The organism is Variovorax sp. Sphag1AA, assembly GCF_014192575.1.
Taxonomy (GTDB): Bacteria; Pseudomonadota; Gammaproteobacteria; order Burkholderiales; family Burkholderiaceae_C; genus Variovorax.
The window spans coordinates 496,555-513,089 of record NZ_JACHYC010000001.1 but is presented as its reverse complement, the minus strand read 5'-3'; the positions used below and the strand labels follow the sequence as shown (position 1 = coordinate 513,089).

The following is a 16,535-nucleotide window of genomic DNA, read 5'->3' as shown; positions in this document are numbered from 1 at the left end:
GCCATTCTAGAATCGCCTTTCACACCCCTCGCCGGTCGGCGCGGGGTGTTCTGCATTTCCAGGCACTTCATGGACCTCCCCCAACTCACGGCCGGCAAGCGCTTCACGCTGCCCCGCCCGCCCCTGTCGGCCGATGCACTGATGCTTGCGCAACTGGCCGGGCGCGAGAAAGCCGCCGGTCGCGCGACCGCCGTCTTCACCGCCGATGCCAACGACGCTCAGCGGTTGATCGACGAGATCGTCTTCTTTGCGCCCGAGCTGCGCTGCGCGCTCTTCCCCGACTGGGAAACGCTGCCCTACGACAACTTCTCGCCGCACCAGGACCTGATCAGCGAACGCCTCGCGACCCTCTGGCGCATCAGCCAGAAGGATGCCGACGTGGTGATCATCCCGGCTACGACGGCTCTCTACCGCCTCGCGCCACCGGGCTTCCTCGCGGGCTACACCTTCCATTTCAAGAGCGGTCAGAAGCTGGAAGAGGCCAAGCTCAAGGCCCAGCTCACGCTGGCCGGCTACAGCCACGTGACGCAGGTGGTGAGTCCGGGCGAATACGCTGTGCGCGGCGGGCTGATCGACCTGTTCCCGATGGGCTCGCCGGTGCCGTACCGGGTCGATCTGTTCGACAACGAGATCGACTCCATCCGCACCTTCGACCCCGATACGCAGCGCAGCCTCTACCCCGTGCCGGAAGTGCGCCTGCTACCAGGCCGCGAGTTTCCGATGGACGACGACGCCCGCGCGCGATTCCGCAGCCGGTGGCGTGAGCTGCTCGAAGGCGACCCCACCCGCAGCCGCATCTACAAGGACATGGGGAACGGCGTCGCCACCGCCGGGATCGAGTACTACCTCCCGCTCTTCTTCGAAGAAACGGCCACGGTGTTCGACTACCTCGGCACGGACGCGACCCTGGTGCTGCACGGCGACTTGGAGCCCGCGTTCCAGAACTTCTGGCAGGACACCAGCGAACGCTACCGCCTCGTGCGTGGCGATCCGGAGCGCCCTGCGCTGCCGCCCGAGGCGCTGTTCCTGAACGCCGAGCAGTTCTATCAGCGCGCCAAGCCGCACGCCCAGCTTGCGCTGCGCGGCGACGTACCCACCGATGCGCCTTATGCGGAATTCGACGTCCTGCCGCCCTTCGCCGTGGTGCGCGGCGCGGACGATCCGCTGGTCAAGCTCAAGGACCACATCAAGGCGACGCCGCACCGGGTGCTGTTCATCGCAGAAAGCGACGGCCGTCGTGAAAGCCTGCTGGACTTCCTGCGAGCCAGCGGCGTTGGCCCACCGGCCTTCGACTCTCTGGCCGAGTTCGAAGCCTCGCCTGATGAAAAGATCGGCATCGCCACCGCCGCGCTGGTCGCCGGCTTCGCGTGGCGCGAACAGGGCATCGACTTCGTTACCGAGACCGAACTCTTTGCCGCTGCGCCCTCAGCGCGCCGGCGCAATCGCAAGCAGGAACAGGTCAGCGACGTCGAAGCGCTGATCAAGGACCTGAGCGAACTCGCGGTGGGCGACCCCATCGTGCACTCGGCGCACGGCATCGGCCGCTACCGGGGCCTCATCAACATGGACCTCGGCCAGGGCACGGGTCCCGACGGCAAACCATTGATGCAGGAGATGCTGCATCTGGAATACGCCGACAAGGCGACGCTCTACGTTCCGGTCTCGCAGTTGCATCTCATCAGCCGCTATACCGGCGTGAGCGCCGACGAAGCGCCGCTGCACAAGCTCGGCTCCGGCCAATGGGAAAAGGCCAAGCGCAAGGCCGCCGAGCAGGTGCGCGACTCGGCCGCCGAGTTGCTCAACATCTATGCCCGCCGTGCGGCGCGCGAAGGCTATGCCTTCCGCTTCTCCGCAGCCGACTACGAGGTGTTCGCCAACGACTTCGGCTTCGACGAGACCGCCGATCAGAAGGCTGCGATCCACGCGGTCATCCAGGACATGATCTCGCCGCGCCCGATGGACCGCCTCGTCTGCGGCGACGTGGGCTTCGGCAAGACCGAGGTTGCGTTGCGCGCCGCCTTCGTCGCGGTGACGGGTGGCAAGCAGGTCGCCTTCCTCGCGCCGACCACGCTGCTCGCGGAACAGCACTACCAGACGCTGGTCGACCGTTTCGCGAAATGGCCGGTCAAGGTCGCGGAGATGAGCCGCTTCCGTTCGGCCAAGGAAATCACCACCGCCGCGAAGGGGCTGGCCGACGGCAGCGTCGACATCGTGGTCGGCACGCACAAGCTGCTTTCGCAATCGGTCCAGTTCAAGAACCTCGGCCTGCTGATCATCGACGAGGAACACCGCTTCGGCGTGCGCCATAAGGAAGCGATGAAGGCGATGCGTGCCGAGGTCGACGTGCTCACGCTGACCGCGACGCCGATCCCGCGAACGCTGGGCATGGCACTCGAAGGGCTGCGCGACCTCAGCGTGATCGCCACTGCGCCGCAGCGGCGCCTGGCCATCAAGACTTTCGTACGCAACGAAGGCACCGGCGTGATCCGCGAGGCCGTGCTGCGCGAGCTCAAGCGCGGCGGGCAGGTCTACTTCCTGCACAACGAGGTCGAGACCATCGAGAACCGCCGCCAGAAGCTGGAAGAGATCCTGCCCGAGGCCCGCATCGCGGTCGCCCACGGCCAGATGCCCGAGCGCGAGCTGGAGCGTGTGATGCGCGACTTCGTGGCCCAGCGCTACAACATGCTGCTGTGCTCGACCATCATCGAGACCGGCATCGACGTGCCGAGCGCCAACACCATCGTGATGAGCCGCGCCGACAAGTTCGGCCTCGCGCAGTTGCACCAGTTGCGCGGACGCGTCGGGCGAAGCCACCATCAGGCCTATGCCTATCTGATGGTGCCGGACATCGACGGCCTCACCAAGCAGGCCGCTCAGCGGCTGGACGCCATCCAGCAGATGGAAGAACTCGGCTCCGGCTTCTACCTCGCGATGCACGACCTGGAGATCCGGGGCGCGGGCGAGGTGCTCGGCGAGAACCAGAGCGGCAACATGATGGAGATCGGCTTCCAGCTCTACAACGAGATGCTGTCCGAGGCGGTGCGCTCGCTCAAGGCAGGCAAGGAGCCCGACCTGCTGTCGCCGCTGTCGGTGACGACCGAGATCAATCTGCACGCCCCCGCCCTGCTGCCCGACGACTACTGCGGCGATGTGCACCTGCGCCTGTCGTTCTACAAGAAGCTCGCGACCGCAAAGACCTCCGACCAGATCGACATGCTGCTCGAAGAGATCGTCGACCGCTTCGGCAAGCTGCCGCCGCAGGCGCAGACGCTGATCGACATGCATCGCCTGCGTGTGCTCGCGCTGCCCTACGGCGTGACCAAGGTCGATGCCGCGCCGGGCGTCATCAACATCACGTTCAAGAAAGACCCGCCGGTCGATTCGATGAACATCATCAACCTCATCCAGAAGAACAGGCACATCAAGCTCGCCGGCAACGAAAAGCTGCGCATCGAGCGTGAGCTCAAGGAGCCCAAGGACCGCGCGCAGATGGTGCGCGACGTGCTCCGCAGTCTGGGCCAGCCCAAAGTACAGGAAACCGCATCGGTATGACCTCCAAGGAAATCTCTCCCGGCCTCGTCGTGCAGCGCTTCACGCCGCCGCTCGCACTGGCCGATTTCAAGCTGATCGCTTTCGACATGGACTCGACGCTGATCAACATCGAATGCATCGACGAGATCGCCGATGCGGTCGGCAAGAAGGCCGAGGTCGCCGCGATCACCGAAGCCACGATGCGCGGCGAGATCAAGGACTTCAAGGAAAGCCTGCGCCGCCGCGTCGCGCTGCTGAAGGGGGTGCCGGTCGATGCACTGCAGAAGGTCTACGACGAGCGCCTGAAGCTCAATCCCGGTGCGGAGCAACTGGTGGGCGCCTGCAAGGCCGCCGGCCTCAAGGTGCTGCTGGTCTCTGGCGGCTTCACCTTCTTCGCGAACCGCGTGAAGGATCGGCTCGGCATCGACTTCGCACGCTCCAACCTGCTCGACGAAGCAGACGGCAAGCTCACCGGCGAGGTGGTGCAGCAATCGTGGGGTGACATCTGCGACGGCGCGGAAAAGCGGCGCACGATGCTCGAAGTCGCATCGCTGCTCGGTATCTCGCCGCAGGAAGCCATCGCCGTCGGCGACGGCGCGAACGACCTGCCGATGATGGGCGAAGCGGGCCTTTCAGTGGCTTTCCACGCAAAGCCGAAGGTGCGCGAGCAGGCCATGGTCGCGATCAATGAAGGCGGGCTGGACCGCCTGCTCGAAGTGCTGAGGTGAGATATGAGCAACGCTGAAAACGACAAGGGCCCACTGCCCCCATCCGCCACCGTGCATGCCGACCGCCGCTTCGGCGTCGAGCACGGGGCCATCCACAAGCCGATTCACACCTCGGTGCAATACGGCTTCGACCGTGTCGAAGATCTGATCGGTGTGTTCCAGGGCACGCTCAAGGGCGGCTTCAACTATGCACGCCAGGGCACGCCAACCAGTGCTGCGCTCGAAAACAAGATCACCCTGCTGGAAGGCGGCATCGGCACCGTGTCGTTCTCGACCGGCATGGCCGCACTGACCGCGATCTTCCTCACGCTGCTGCGCGCGGGCGATCACCTGGTGTCGAGCCAGTTCGTCTTCGGCAACACCAACAGCCTGTTCGGCACGATGGGCGACCTCGGCATCGAGGTGTCGAAGGTCAACGCCTGCGCCGTCGAAAACGTGCGCGCCGCATTGAAGCCTAATACGCGGATGGTGTTCGTCGAGACGGTGGCGAATCCGGGCACGCAGGTGCCGGATCTCGACGCCATCGGTGCGCTGTGCCGCGAGCGCGGAATCCTTTATGTGGTGGACAACACCATCACCTCCCCCGCCATCTTCCGCCCGAAGACCGTCGGTGCCGGGCTGGTGATCAATTCGCTGACGAAGACGATCGCGGGCCACGGTGCAGCTCTTGGCGGTGCGGTCACCGACACAGGCCTCTTCGACTGGGCGGCCTATCCCAACATCTCGCCGAGCTATCGCAATGTCGATCCGCGTCAGCAGGGGCTGCAGCAGTTGCGCAAGAAGGCGCTGCGCGACATGGGCGCAACGCTGTCGCCGGAACAGGCGCACCGCATCAGCCTTGGCGCGGAGACGCTCGCGTTGCGCGTCGCGCAGACCAGCGCCACCGCGCTGTCGCTTGCGCGCTTTCTGCAGAGCCACCCGTCCATTGCGGCAGTGCACTACCCCATGCTCGAAAGCCATCCGCAGCACGCGCTTGCGGTCAAGCACTTCAAGGCGGGCTCATGGCTGATGGCGTTCGAACTGCGCGACGGTCTCGACATGCAGGCGACGCTCAATCGCCTGCAACTGCCGATCAAGGCTACAGGGCTGGGCGACAACCGCACGCTGATCATTCCCGTCGCGCCGACGATCTTCTGGGAAGCCGGCGCCGCGGTGCGTGCGCAGATGGGCATCGCGGACGGGCTGGTCCGCGTCTCGGTCGGGCTGGAAGATGCTGAAGAGCTGATCGCGGATTTCGATCGCGCACTGCGCGGGGAGTAGCGCCCCGGACAGGGTTTCCTAGGGTCTGATTCATGGATTGCCGGTGCTACGCTGCCCGCGATCCAACCACAAAGAATCAGAGACAACATGCGCATCCCCAGGATCCCGGCGCACGCTCGCCAGACTTTGATCGGACTCTCCGCCCTCGCGGCATTGACCGGCGCCGCGCGCGCCGACGTACTCGATGACGTGAAAGCCCGCGGCACCGTCAAGTGCGGCGTGACGCTCGCAGCACCCGGCTTCTCGGCCGAGGACAACGCCGGCAAGCGCGAAGGCTTCGACATCGACCTGTGCAGGGCCATCGCCGCTGCAACGCTGGGCGATGCCACCAAGATCGAACTCACGCCGATGGACCTGAAGACCGCATTCGCGGGCCTGCCCACCGGTGCGGTCGACGTGCTCACACACCGCTTTACCTGGACGCAGAGCCGCGACGTGAGCGGCCTCAAGTTCCCCAAGGTGATGTTCTTCGACGGCCAGGGCTTCGCGGTGACCACCAAGTCGAAGGCCAGCAAGATCGCCGACCTGAACAACGCGACCATCTGCACCGCGCAGGGCAGCACGTCGGAACTGATCGTGGCGGACTACTTCCGCGCGCACAACCTCAAATACAAGATCGTCACCTTCGCCTCGCAGGAGCAGGCGTGGGACGCCTTCGTCGGCAAGCGCTGCGATGCAGCCATCAACGACCGCTCGGGCCTCGCCGCCCGCCTCGCCAAGCTGCCGAACCGTGACGAGTACAAGGTGCTGGCGGAGACGGTGTCCAACGAACCCATCGGGCCGATCGTGGCGCAAGGCCAGCCGCGCTGGGAAGCCGTGGTGCGCTTCACGATGAACGCGCTGGTGGCGGCCGAGGAACTCGGTGTCACGCAGGCCAATGTCGATGAACAGCGCAATTCGCAAAGCCCTGACGTGCAGCGCCTGCTGGGCGTCAACGGTGATCTCGGCGTCAAGCTGGGTGTGAACGCCGACTGGGCCTACAAGGCCATCAAGGCGGTGGGCAACTACGGCGATGTGTGGGATCGCAATGTCGGCCCCAAGACGCCTCTGCGCCTTGACCGCGGTCGTAATGCGCTGGTCGCCAACGGCGGCCTGATGATGGCGATCCCCGTTCGCTGACTGTGACGCGGCGCCTCGCGCGCCCGGTTCGTGCATGACGGCCCCTCGCCGCTCGAAGATGTCTCGCGCCGTTTTCATGGAACGGTTGCCGGGCTATGTCGGGCAGATCCTGCTATTGGCCGTGATCGGATGGCTCGCGTGGCGCGGCATCGCCAACTTCGTGGTCAACGCTCGCACGCTGGGGGTGTCTATCGGCTGGGGCTTCCTGCGGACCAACGCGGGCTTCGAGATCGCGCAGACGCTGGTGCCGTTCGGCCCATCGTCGACCTACGGCGATGCAATCGTCATTGCCGCCCTCAACACGCTGCTGGTGGTCACGCTGGCGATCCTGCTGAGCACGGCCATCGCACTCCTCATAGCCTTCGGCCGACTCAGCACACATCCGCTGGTTCGCAGCGCATCGACCGCCTACGTGGAGGTGTTCCGCAACATCCCCATGCTGCTCCAGATCTTCTTCTGGTACTTCTCTGCAATCGCGCTGCTACCGGATGTCGGTGACAGCCTGCATATCGGCCCTGCGCTGCTGAACAACCGGGGGCTGTTCCTTCCACACCTGACATCGAGTGGATGGGACATGCCCATCGCCGAAGGCTTCAGCGTCAGCGGCGGCATCGCGTTGCTTCCGGAACTCATCGCGTTGACGCTTGGCCTCTCGATCTACAACAGCGCCTTCCTCGCGGAGATCTTTCGGGCGGGCATCCTGTCGGTGCCTCGCGGGCAGTCCGAAGCCGCGGCCACGGTGGGCTTGAGCGGCGTACGCGCTGCGTTCCTCATCGTGTTGCCGCAAGCCCTGCGCGTCGCGTTGCCGGCATCCGGCGGGCAGTACCAGACGCTCGCCAAGGCCTCGTCGCTCGCCGCAGCCATCGGCTACCCGGATGTCATGCAGATCGTCGGCGGCACGGTGCTGAGTCAGACCGGGCAGGCGCTCGAAGCGATGGCTTTGGTCGTCGTGCTGTATGCAGCCATCAACCTCGTCATCGCGTTGGTAGTGAACCTCGCGAATCGCCAACTGACGAAACACCATGGCCGCTGAGATGAGCCGCTTCGTACGCGAGGCACTCGTCGCTCCGCGCGCTGCGCCGGTCAGCGCGACCTCGGCGCTCACCCGTTGGCAACGGACTTGGTTTCCGGGCCCAGTGATGGGAGCGATCTCGCTGGTGTTGCTGGCCGTATTCGTGTTTGCGATATGGCGCTTCTTCGACTGGGCGATCGTCCATGCGCACTGGACAGGCCCATCGAGCGAGTCATGCCCCGACAGCCGAGGCGCCTGCTGGGCCTTCGTGATTTCTCGATGGAAGCCCTGGCTGGTCGGCGACTATCCGTCGGACCAGTTGTGGCGCGCCTGGACCTGCTTCGCGGCCTTCGCGCTGTTCTGGACCTGGGTGGTTCGTCGCGCGGACGGTGCGAGCCTGCAGCGCGTGCTGGTGGGCTTCGTCTGCATGCCGGTGCTGTTCTTCCTGCTGTTGCTGGGCGGTGGCGTGTTGCCTTTCGTGCCGCCGACGCGCTGGGGCGGCCTGCTGCTGACGCTCGTCGTCACCCTGGCCACGTTCGCGACCGCGCTCCCGTTGGGCCTCCTGCTTGCACTCGGCCGCCGCTCGCGCCGGCTGCCGGTGGTGCGCTGGCTCTGCATTGCGTTTGTCGAAACCATGCGCTCGGTGCCGCTGCTGGTCATCTTGTTCATCGCCGCCACGCTGGTGCCGATGTTCTTGCCCAGAGGCTCGAACGTCGACCTCTTCTCGCGCGCGCTCGCCGCGTTCGCGCTGTTCAATGCGGCAATGGCAGCGGAGGTCTTCCGCGGCGGGCTGCAATCGATCGGCCGAGGCCAGCTCGAAGCGGCCACGACCGTCGGCCTGAGCGACTTCAATGCCCTGCGCCTCATCGTGCTGCCGCAGGCCGTCACCGCGGTGGTGCCGGCGCTCGTCAACATCATGATCGCGGTGATCAAGGAAACGACGCTGCTGTCGGTGATCGGCGTCAACGACCTGCTCGGTGCGGTGGAGACCGGTGCCAAGTCGCCCGGATGGGTGGGCGACGCGAACATCCTGACCTCCGGCCACGTCTTCCTGGCGCTGATTTACCTGGCCATCTGCTGGGGCCTCTCGCGCTACAGCCGGCGGCTCGAAACAGCGCGCTGACTCGAATGAATTGCCGATGACGAACACGCCTTCCAACGAACCCCAAACCGCGTCCGTGGTACGGATGTCCGGCATCAACAAGTGGTACGGCGACTACCACGCGCTGCGCGACATCGAGCTGCAGGTGGCGCCCGGCGAACGCATCGTGATCTGCGGCCCATCGGGCTCGGGCAAGTCGACGCTGGTGCGCACGGTCAATCTGCTGGAGCCCTTCCAGCAGGGGCGCCTGCATGTGTGCGGCGTCGATGTCGATGCCGACGAGATCACCCGCGCAGCGCGGCTAGCAGTGAACCGGCGCGTGGGCATGGTGTTCCAGCAGTTCAACCTCTTCCCGCACATGACAGCGCTTCAGAACCTGACCGTCGGTCCGGTGTGGGGCAGCGGCGTGGGCCGCAAGGAGGCGCACGAGCGCGCCATGCACTACCTGGAGCGTGTCGGCCTGCGCGAGCACGCGCACAAGCATCCGGCGCAGCTTTCGGGCGGCCAGCAGCAGCGCGTGGCGATTGCGCGCACCCTGTGCACGCGGCCGCAGGTGGTGCTGTTCGACGAGCCCACCGCTTCGCTCGATCCCGAGATGGTCAACGAGGTGCTACAGACCATGGAAGCGCTGGCCGGCGAAGGCATGACGATGATGATCGTCACGCACGAGATGGGCTTTGCACGCCGTGTCGCCGACCGTGTGATCTTCATGGATCAGGGCCAGGTCATCGAGACCGCGGCGCCCGACGACTTCTTCGACCGGCCGCAGAGCGCACGTCTGCGAACCTTCCTCGGTCAGTTGCTCACGCACTGAGCCCGACCCGGCCATCCTCAGTCACACATCAAGGAGACAAGAACCATGACCGTCATCGACGTCCACACGCACATGTTCACCAGCCGGTGGCTCGAACTGCTCAAGAAGGAAGGCGGCATCTACAACATCAAGACGCGGCCGGACGGCCAGCAGGAGATCTTCCGCGGCGATACGCCAGTCGTGATCCCGCAGCGCGGCCACTTCGACTACGACCTGCGCATCAAGCACATGGACGCTGCGGGCATCGATGTGTCGGTGGTCTCGCTCACCTGCCCCAACGTGTACTGGGGCAACGAGGACATCAGCTGCCGCGCCGCGCAGGAGTCGAACGACACCATGGCCGAGGCGCAGACGACCTATCCCGACCGCATCCGCTGGTTCACCTCGCTGCCGTGGGAATACCCGCAGCGCGCCATCGAGGAACTGCAGCGAACCTGCGACAACGGCGCAGTCGGCGTGATGGTGCTGGCCAACATTGCCGGGCGCAGCCTGACCGATCCGCTCTTCGCGCCGATCTGGGCCGAGATCGACAAGCGTGGCCTGCCGGTGCTCGTGCACCCGACCGACCCGCCGGGCGTCGACATGATGGACATGACGAAGTTCGACCTGAGCTGGTCCGTCGGCTTCATGTTCGACACCACGCTGGCGATCACACGCATGATCTTCGAAGGCTTCTTCGACCAGTACCCGAACCTGAAGATCATTGCCTCGCACGGCGGCGGCACCCTGCCCTATCTGGTCGGCCGCTTCGAGAAGGGCGACGAAGTCGAGATCCCGAGCCGGCGCAAGATGAAGCGCAAGCCCACCGACTACCTGCGGCACATCTACTACGACAGCATCACCTACAACCTTGGCGCGCTGCAGTACCTGATCTCGGTGGTCGGCGCCGAACATGTGATGTTCGGCACCGACTGGCCGCACCAGGTGCATGACACCAAGGGTGCGTTCGCCAACACCGGCCGCCTGCCGGTCGAGCAGATGGCTGCGGTGCGATCCGGCAACGCGCAGCGCATATTCAAGCTCTAGTGTCACCAATGCGATAGCGGGCGCGGGTAACTCCGCAATGGTCCGCAGACACGCACCACTAGTCTCCGTCCGCCGGTTGTGGCGATCGACTCACGTCGACGGCATGCCGGCGTTCGTGTGTTTCGTGCCTTCCAAAAATCCATAGAAACCCGGAGACAAAAAACCCATGCAATCAAGTCGTGTCCAGTTCCTGGCCCTGGCCGCTACCCTGACCTTGGCCGCTTGCGGCGGTGGTAGTGGCAATTCCATTCCCTTCGCAGCCGCACCTGCGCCGGCGCCGGCGCCAGCGCCTGCACCTGCAGCAGCGGTGGCCCCGGCTCCCGCACCAGTCCCAGAAGAAAAGCGAGAGCAGGACAACCGCAACAGCTTCGTTCCTGCCGACCCGACCGCGACCACCTTTACGGCGCTCGCGGCCGACGCATCCGACACGGTCGACAACACGACCACCAGCCGCTGGGCCGGCGTGCTCGGAGGCGCGGCCTATCGCGTCGAAGTGCCGGCCAACTGGAACGGCAAGCTCGTGATGTACGCACACGGCTACGCGGGCACCGGCAACGCGCTGGGCGTGAGCAACCCGTCGATCCGCCGCTACCTGATCCAGAACGGATACGCGTGGGCTGCATCGAGCTACAGCAAGAACTACTACGACGTGCGCGTCGGCGTCGAAGACACGAACGCACTCGCGCTCGAGTTCAACAAGATCGCCGCGGCGGCCGGTCGGCCCTTGGCTGCGCCAAGCAAGATCTACATCACCGGCCATTCGATGGGCGGCCACATCACGGCAGCCGCGATCGAGGACGAGGCCTACGCCACGGCCAACCACAAGGTCCGCTACAACGGCGCGGTGCCGATGTGCGGCGTGGTGGGCGACACCGAGCTGTTCGACTACTTTGCCGGCGCGCAAGTCACGGCCCAGGCATTGGCCGGGCTGCCGAAGTATCCGTTCGTCAACTGGTCGGACATCTCGGCGCAGGTCACCAGCACGCTCTTCACGAGCATGGCTACACCTGTGACCCTCACGGCGACCGGCACGAAGTACGCCTCGGTGATCCAGAACCTCACGGGCGGACCGCGCCCGATGTTCAGCATCGGCCTCGCCGTTGGTGGCTCGTTCTCCGCAGTCTGGGGCGTGTTTGGCGGCGACGGGACGATCACCGGCATCCTCAACAAGAGCGTGATCGATACCAACCGCTTCACCTACACCATCGATGGCGACACGGCGGGCTCGACCGCGCTCAACGCCTCGGTGCTGAAGCTCACGGCGGTCGCTGACGCCAACCGACTGCGCACCGACGGCCTGCGCTGGATTCCGAAGGCCAACGGCGAGTTCAAGATTCCGGTGGTGACGCTGCACACGCTCGGTGACCTGTATGTGCCGTTCAGCATGGAGCAGATCTACCAGAAGCGCGTTGCCGCCAAGGGCAACAGCGACTGGCTTGTGCAGCGCGCGATCCGCGGCGCGACGCACTGCGACTTCACCGTTGCCGAACAGGTCACCGCCTTCGACGACATGATCAAGTGGGAGCGCGACGGGGTGAAGCCGGCGGGCGACGATGTCGTCACACCGGCGACCGTGGCGGCTTCGACCTACGGCTGCGCCTTCACCAAGGACACCGTCGGCGTGGACGACAGCACCAGCACCAAGAACCTGCGGGCCTATATCGCAACGGCCGGCGCCGCATGCCCTCCGTGATGCACTGAAGGGCGGGCTCGGCGACTCAGAGCGCCGAGCCCAGGCGCGCGATGCCTTCCTTGATCTTCTCGACGTTCGCCGTGGCAAAGCTCAGGCGCAGCGTCGAGACATCGGGCTTCTCGGCATAGAACGGCGCGCCAGGAACGAAGGCCACGAGCTTTTCGATCGCGCGCTTGGCGAACACGTTGGCATCTGCGACCTTGCCGTTCGCACCCGTGAGACGCGCCCAGAAGAACAGACCGCCGCCCGGCTGCGTGAAGGTGATCGCATCGCCGAGCTCCTTGCGCAGTGCCGCACCCATGGCTTCGGCGCGTTCGGCGTAAACCTTGCGCACATTGGCCAACGTCGCAGGCATGCGGCCGCTCTTGAGGTATTGCGCCGCAGTCGCCTGCGCGAAGGTGCTGGTGTGTGCATCGCTGAACTGCTTGCACATCGTCGCCTTGGCGAGCAGTTCGGCGGGGCCGATCATCCAGCCGATGCGCAGGCCGGGGCTCAGCACCTTGCTGAGGCTGCCGCAGTGCACCACCAGCTCGCGGCTGCCGGGCACTTCCTTGGTCAACGACATGAGCGACGGCGGCGGGGCCTTGTCGAAGTAGAGATCGCCGTACGGGTCGTCCTCGATGATCACCGTGCCGTGCTTCACCGCCATTTCGAGCACCTTCTTGCGGCGCTCCAGGCTCAGCATCGCGCCGCTCGGATTGCCGAAGGTCGGAATCAGGTAGACGAACTTCGGCTTGTGTTCCGCAATGAGTGCTTCCAGCTCGTCGGTCTTCACGCCATTGGCGTCGACCGGCGCGCTGATCAACTGCGCGCCATAGAGGCGGAAGCACTGGATGGTCGCAAGGAAGGTCGGGCCTTCGACGATCACCTTGTCGCCGGGAGAGATCAACGTCTTGCCGATCAGGTCCAGCGCCTGCTGGCTGCCGGTGGTGACGATCAGGCCGGTGGGGTCGACGTCGACGCCCTTGGTCTTCATGAATGCGCTGAGCTGCGAGCGAAGCGGCTCGTAGCCTTCGGTCGCGCCGTACTGCAATGCGCCGCCGGCCTCTTCCGCGAGGGCCTTGGCACTGGCTTCCTTCAGCCCTTCGACGTCGAACATCGCGCTGTCCGGAAAGCCACCCGCGAAGCTGATGATGCCGGGCGTGCCGAGCAGCTTGAAGAGTTCGCGGATGGCGGAGGTTTCGACGTTGTCGAGGCGGGAAGCGAATTGCATGGGAACCTTCTGTCGGAGATTGGCGGAGACCGTCGATTGTCGCAGCCGTGCGCGCCCCGCCCTAAACTCGCGCCCACGATGAAAAAAGCCGACATAGAACCCTTCTTCGCAACGCTGGAGGCGGCGAATCCCACGCCCGAGACCGAACTCGAATACAGCACGCCCTTCGAGCTGCTCGCCGCCGTGCTGCTCTCGGCGCAGGCGACCGACGTGGGGGTGAACAAGGCGACGCGCAAGCTCTTCCCCGTCGCAAACACGCCGCAGGCGATCGTCGATCTGGGTGTCGAGGGGCTGGAGGAATACATCAAGACCATCGGCCTGTACCGCAGCAAGGCAAAGCATCTCGTCGAAGCCGCGCGCATGCTGGTCGAGCATCACGGCGGCGAAGTGCCGAAGACGCGCGCCGAGCTCGAAGCCCTCCCGGGAGTGGGCCGCAAGACGGCCAACGTGGTGCTCAACGTCGCCTTCGGCGAGCCGACGATGGCGGTCGACACGCACATCTTCCGGGTCAGCAACCGCACCGGCCTCGCGCCCGGCAAGACACCGCTGGAAGTCGAGCTGAAGCTCGAAAAGCGCGTGCCCGAGAAGTACCGGCTGCACGCGCACCACTGGCTGATCCTGCATGGGCGCTACACCTGCATCGCGCGCAAGCCGCAGTGCTGGCAGTGCGCAGTGTCACCTTACTGTGACTACAAGCCGAAGACGCCGGCACCCTGAAGACTGAACGCGGGGTCGCCCCTCTTGCGGCTTCGGATTGCGCAACGGATGATGTTTGACCATGCAGTCCATCGTCCGGCTCCTGCTGCTTTGCGCACTCGCGTCGCATGCCGCGGGATGGGCACGCGAGAGACTCAACGCCGACACCCTCGCCCAATTCGGCGGCACCTATTCGATGGCCTGCGGCACGCCGACATCCGCCAGGCTCCGCGTGACTGCCGACGCGCTGATCGTCGAATCGGGCAACCAGCGCATGACCGGGACCGATCCCCAGGCCTCCTACAGCTTCTTCGGACAGTCGCCGCCGAGAGGCTTCCAGGTCGCGCTTCTGAGCCAGGTACGCGGCATGGCGGAGCTGACGTTCATGGTGTATCGCGATCGGGTCGGCAACTATGTCGAGCTCGATGGCGCGCCGAACGTGCGCGCGGCGCTCGGGCCTTCGTTGACAGGAAGGCGATACAGGCAATGCGACGGCGCGGCCATGGCGGGTGGGGGTGCGCAGCCACCGCCCATGTCCGCCGGTCGGCCGAACATGCCGCCTCCTCCTCTTCCTCCTCCGCAGGCTGCACCGGCAGGAGGCAATCCTGCCGTCCTCATCGCCGATCCGCGCTTCGGCAAGACATGGCGCGCGATGCTCGGCAGCGCCGGGCGCGAACCCTGGCTTGCCGACATGGACGGCCCGGCGCCCGAGCCGCGCTGGGTCACGGTCGGCGGAACGCGCTACGTGCTGCACTCGTTCTGCAAGCCGCACGACTGCTACGACAACAACGTGGTGCAACTCTACAGCCCGTCCGATTCACGGATCTATGCACTGATCCACCGCACGAACCGCGACACGCTGGTCGGCGATCCTCCGCCGCAGATGGTCGGCGACCTGCGAAAGCTCTGGCAGGGCGAGTTCCGCCAGTCGCGCTGACAGCGGCTCAGACCTCGATCGTCACGCACTCGCCGAACGCGATCGGCTGCGCCGGCCACTGGTCGGAGCGCTCGATCGCACGGATGCCGTCGCGCAGCAGCCACGCGGCACGAATCACGCCCGCATGGGTGATCCAGACCGCATCGCGCCCGCCTGCCCGCCAGGTATCGAAGGCTTCACCCACTCGCAACAGAAACTGCCGCGTGCTTTCGCCGCTGCGGCCCGCGCGGGTCTCTGCGAAATCGCGCGTCCAGGCGTCGAGCTCGGCAGGGTCGATCGCGGACCAGAGCTGCGTCTCCCAGTCGCCCAGATCCATTTCGGCAATGCGCGGATCGGTTTGCAGCACGCGCAGGTCGGGACGCAGCTCGGTGATGCTCCTTGCGAGATCGGAGCAGCGGGACAACGGCGAACAGGTGAGCGGCACGCCCTCTGGCAGCAGCGGTGCCACGCTTTCAGCGACGGCGCGGGTCACTTCGGGCAGCACGGACACGTCCGTTCGCCCATAGCAGTAGCCGTCGATCGCGGTAGTCCGCGCATGGCGGACGAGCAGGAGCTTCATGCGTGCCACGCGAGCGCGAGATAGATCGCCAGCTCGCACACCTGCTGCGTCGCGCCGAGGCCGTCACCGGTGAAGCCGCGAAGCCGCCGCCAGAGCAAGCGCCCCACGAACAGCGCGCCGATGGCGCAAAGCAGCACAGGAGCCAATCCGCGGGCGATGCCGAGCGCCATCACGAGCCATGCGATTGCGGGGAGCGACCATGCCACGCCGACCAGCAAGGCACCATTGCTGATCGCATCAGCGAGCGGCTTCGACTTGCTGGCTGCGTTCTCGTCGCCGACATAGGGCAGCCAGCGGATCAGGAACAGCGGCGCGAGGCGCGACAGCACATGGGCGCTCACCAGCGCGAGAACGACATGCATCGCGCCCTCGCCTGCCAGCGCTGCGAGCAGCACCACCTTGAGGCCCAGCGCCAGCACCAGCGCAATCGCACCGAACGCGCCAATGCGCGAGTCCTTCATGATCTCGAGCGCCCGTGCGCGATCCGCCGGGCCGCCGAGGCCGTCGGCTACGTCGGCCAGTCCGTCCTCATGGAATGCGCCCGTCATGAGCACCGTCGCGATCGTCGACAACACAGCTGCAACCAATGCGCCGGCAAGGCCGGGCAAGCCGGAACTCGCGAGATAGAACACGCCTGCGCCCACGGCGCCCACGAGCCAGCCGACCCCAGGGAAGTGCGCCGCGCTCGCGCGGAGCATCGCGGGGCTGAACCCCACCCATCCCGCCAGCGGCCCCGTGACCGGCACGCGGGTGAAAAACTGAAGCGCCAGGAGAAAGTGGCGCACCCCGTTCATTCGGAGACCTCCGCGCTACAGCGCTGCGGTGTTCGCCTAGGGGCGGCCCGG

At 65.8% G+C, this 16,535-nt stretch carries 14 protein-coding genes; 11 read left to right on the top strand and 3 right to left on the bottom strand.

Annotated features, from left to right (window positions below; genetic code table 11):
- The first annotated feature begins 69 nt into the window (after window positions 1–69).
- The 9 genes from mfd to FHW64_RS02490 all read left to right on the top strand — a co-directional run bounded on the left by mfd (window position 70) and on the right by FHW64_RS02490 (window position 12,285).
- A complete protein-coding gene (gene mfd, locus FHW64_RS02530) occupies window positions 70–3,552 on the top strand; it encodes a transcription-repair coupling factor (protein ID WP_184522776.1) in 3,483 nt (1,160 codons plus the stop codon).
- Window positions 3,549–4,259: a phosphoserine phosphatase SerB gene (gene serB, locus FHW64_RS02525; RefSeq protein WP_184522774.1), complete on the top strand. Its 711-nt coding sequence runs from the start codon at window positions 3,549–3,551 to the stop codon at window positions 4,257–4,259. Before mfd ends, serB begins: the two co-directional genes overlap by 4 nt.
- 3 nt (window positions 4,260–4,262) lie before the next feature.
- Window positions 4,263–5,519 (top strand): cystathionine gamma-synthase family protein, encoded by a 1,257-nt coding sequence (locus FHW64_RS02520; RefSeq protein ID WP_184522772.1) that lies wholly within the window; start codon window positions 4,263–4,265, stop codon window positions 5,517–5,519.
- A gap of 87 nt (window positions 5,520–5,606) precedes the next feature.
- Complete coding sequence (locus FHW64_RS02515) at window positions 5,607–6,638, top strand: amino acid ABC transporter substrate-binding protein (protein ID WP_184522770.1); 1,032 nt, start codon at window positions 5,607–5,609, stop codon at window positions 6,636–6,638.
- A gap of 76 nt (window positions 6,639–6,714) precedes the next feature.
- Window positions 6,715–7,671: an ABC transporter permease subunit gene (locus FHW64_RS02510; RefSeq protein ID WP_184522768.1), complete on the top strand. Its 957-nt coding sequence runs from the start codon at window positions 6,715–6,717 to the stop codon at window positions 7,669–7,671.
- Window positions 7,661–8,773: an ABC transporter permease subunit gene (locus tag FHW64_RS02505; RefSeq protein ID WP_184522767.1), complete on the top strand. Its 1,113-nt coding sequence runs from the start codon at window positions 7,661–7,663 to the stop codon at window positions 8,771–8,773. The genes FHW64_RS02510 and FHW64_RS02505 overlap by 11 nt, the downstream gene beginning before the upstream one ends.
- 16 nt (window positions 8,774–8,789) lie before the next feature.
- On the top strand, window positions 8,790–9,566 hold the full coding sequence (locus tag FHW64_RS02500; protein WP_184522765.1) for an amino acid ABC transporter ATP-binding protein: 777 nt from the start codon (window positions 8,790–8,792) through the stop codon (window positions 9,564–9,566).
- 45 nt (window positions 9,567–9,611) lie between these two features.
- A complete protein-coding gene (locus FHW64_RS02495) occupies window positions 9,612–10,592 on the top strand; it encodes an amidohydrolase family protein (protein WP_184522763.1) in 981 nt (326 codons plus the stop codon).
- A gap of 166 nt (window positions 10,593–10,758) precedes the next feature.
- Complete coding sequence (locus FHW64_RS02490) at window positions 10,759–12,285, top strand: S9 family peptidase (protein WP_184522761.1); 1,527 nt, start codon at window positions 10,759–10,761, stop codon at window positions 12,283–12,285.
- Window positions 12,286–12,310: 25 nt separating this feature from the next.
- Here the strand turns inward: FHW64_RS02490 and FHW64_RS02485 are convergent, their stop codons facing one another.
- Window positions 12,311–13,498: a PLP-dependent aminotransferase family protein gene (locus tag FHW64_RS02485; RefSeq protein WP_184522760.1), complete on the bottom strand. Its 1,188-nt coding sequence runs from the start codon at window positions 13,496–13,498 to the stop codon at window positions 12,311–12,313.
- 78 nt (window positions 13,499–13,576) lie between these two features.
- Here FHW64_RS02485 and nth point away from each other — a divergent pair, with 78 nt between their 5' ends.
- Together nth and FHW64_RS02475 are read left to right on the top strand one after the other, a co-directional pair.
- Window positions 13,577–14,215: an endonuclease III gene (gene nth / locus FHW64_RS02480; protein WP_184522758.1), complete on the top strand. Its 639-nt coding sequence runs from the start codon at window positions 13,577–13,579 to the stop codon at window positions 14,213–14,215.
- Window positions 14,216–14,276: 61 nt separating this feature from the next.
- Window positions 14,277–15,131: an Ivy family c-type lysozyme inhibitor gene (locus FHW64_RS02475; protein ID WP_184522756.1), complete on the top strand. Its 855-nt coding sequence runs from the start codon at window positions 14,277–14,279 to the stop codon at window positions 15,129–15,131.
- Between the two features lie 7 nt (window positions 15,132–15,138).
- Here the strand turns inward: FHW64_RS02475 and FHW64_RS02470 are convergent, their stop codons facing one another.
- Together FHW64_RS02470 and FHW64_RS02465 are read right to left on the bottom strand one after the other, a co-directional pair.
- Window positions 15,139–15,690, bottom strand: coding sequence for a histidine phosphatase family protein (locus tag FHW64_RS02470; protein WP_184522754.1), 552 nt, complete (start codon window positions 15,688–15,690; stop codon window positions 15,139–15,141).
- Window positions 15,687–16,484, bottom strand: a complete 798-nt coding sequence (locus FHW64_RS02465; RefSeq protein WP_184522752.1) for an adenosylcobinamide-GDP ribazoletransferase — start codon at window positions 16,482–16,484, stop codon at window positions 15,687–15,689. Before FHW64_RS02465 ends, FHW64_RS02470 begins: the two co-directional genes overlap by 4 nt.
- Window positions 16,485–16,535: the final 51 nt, after the last annotated feature.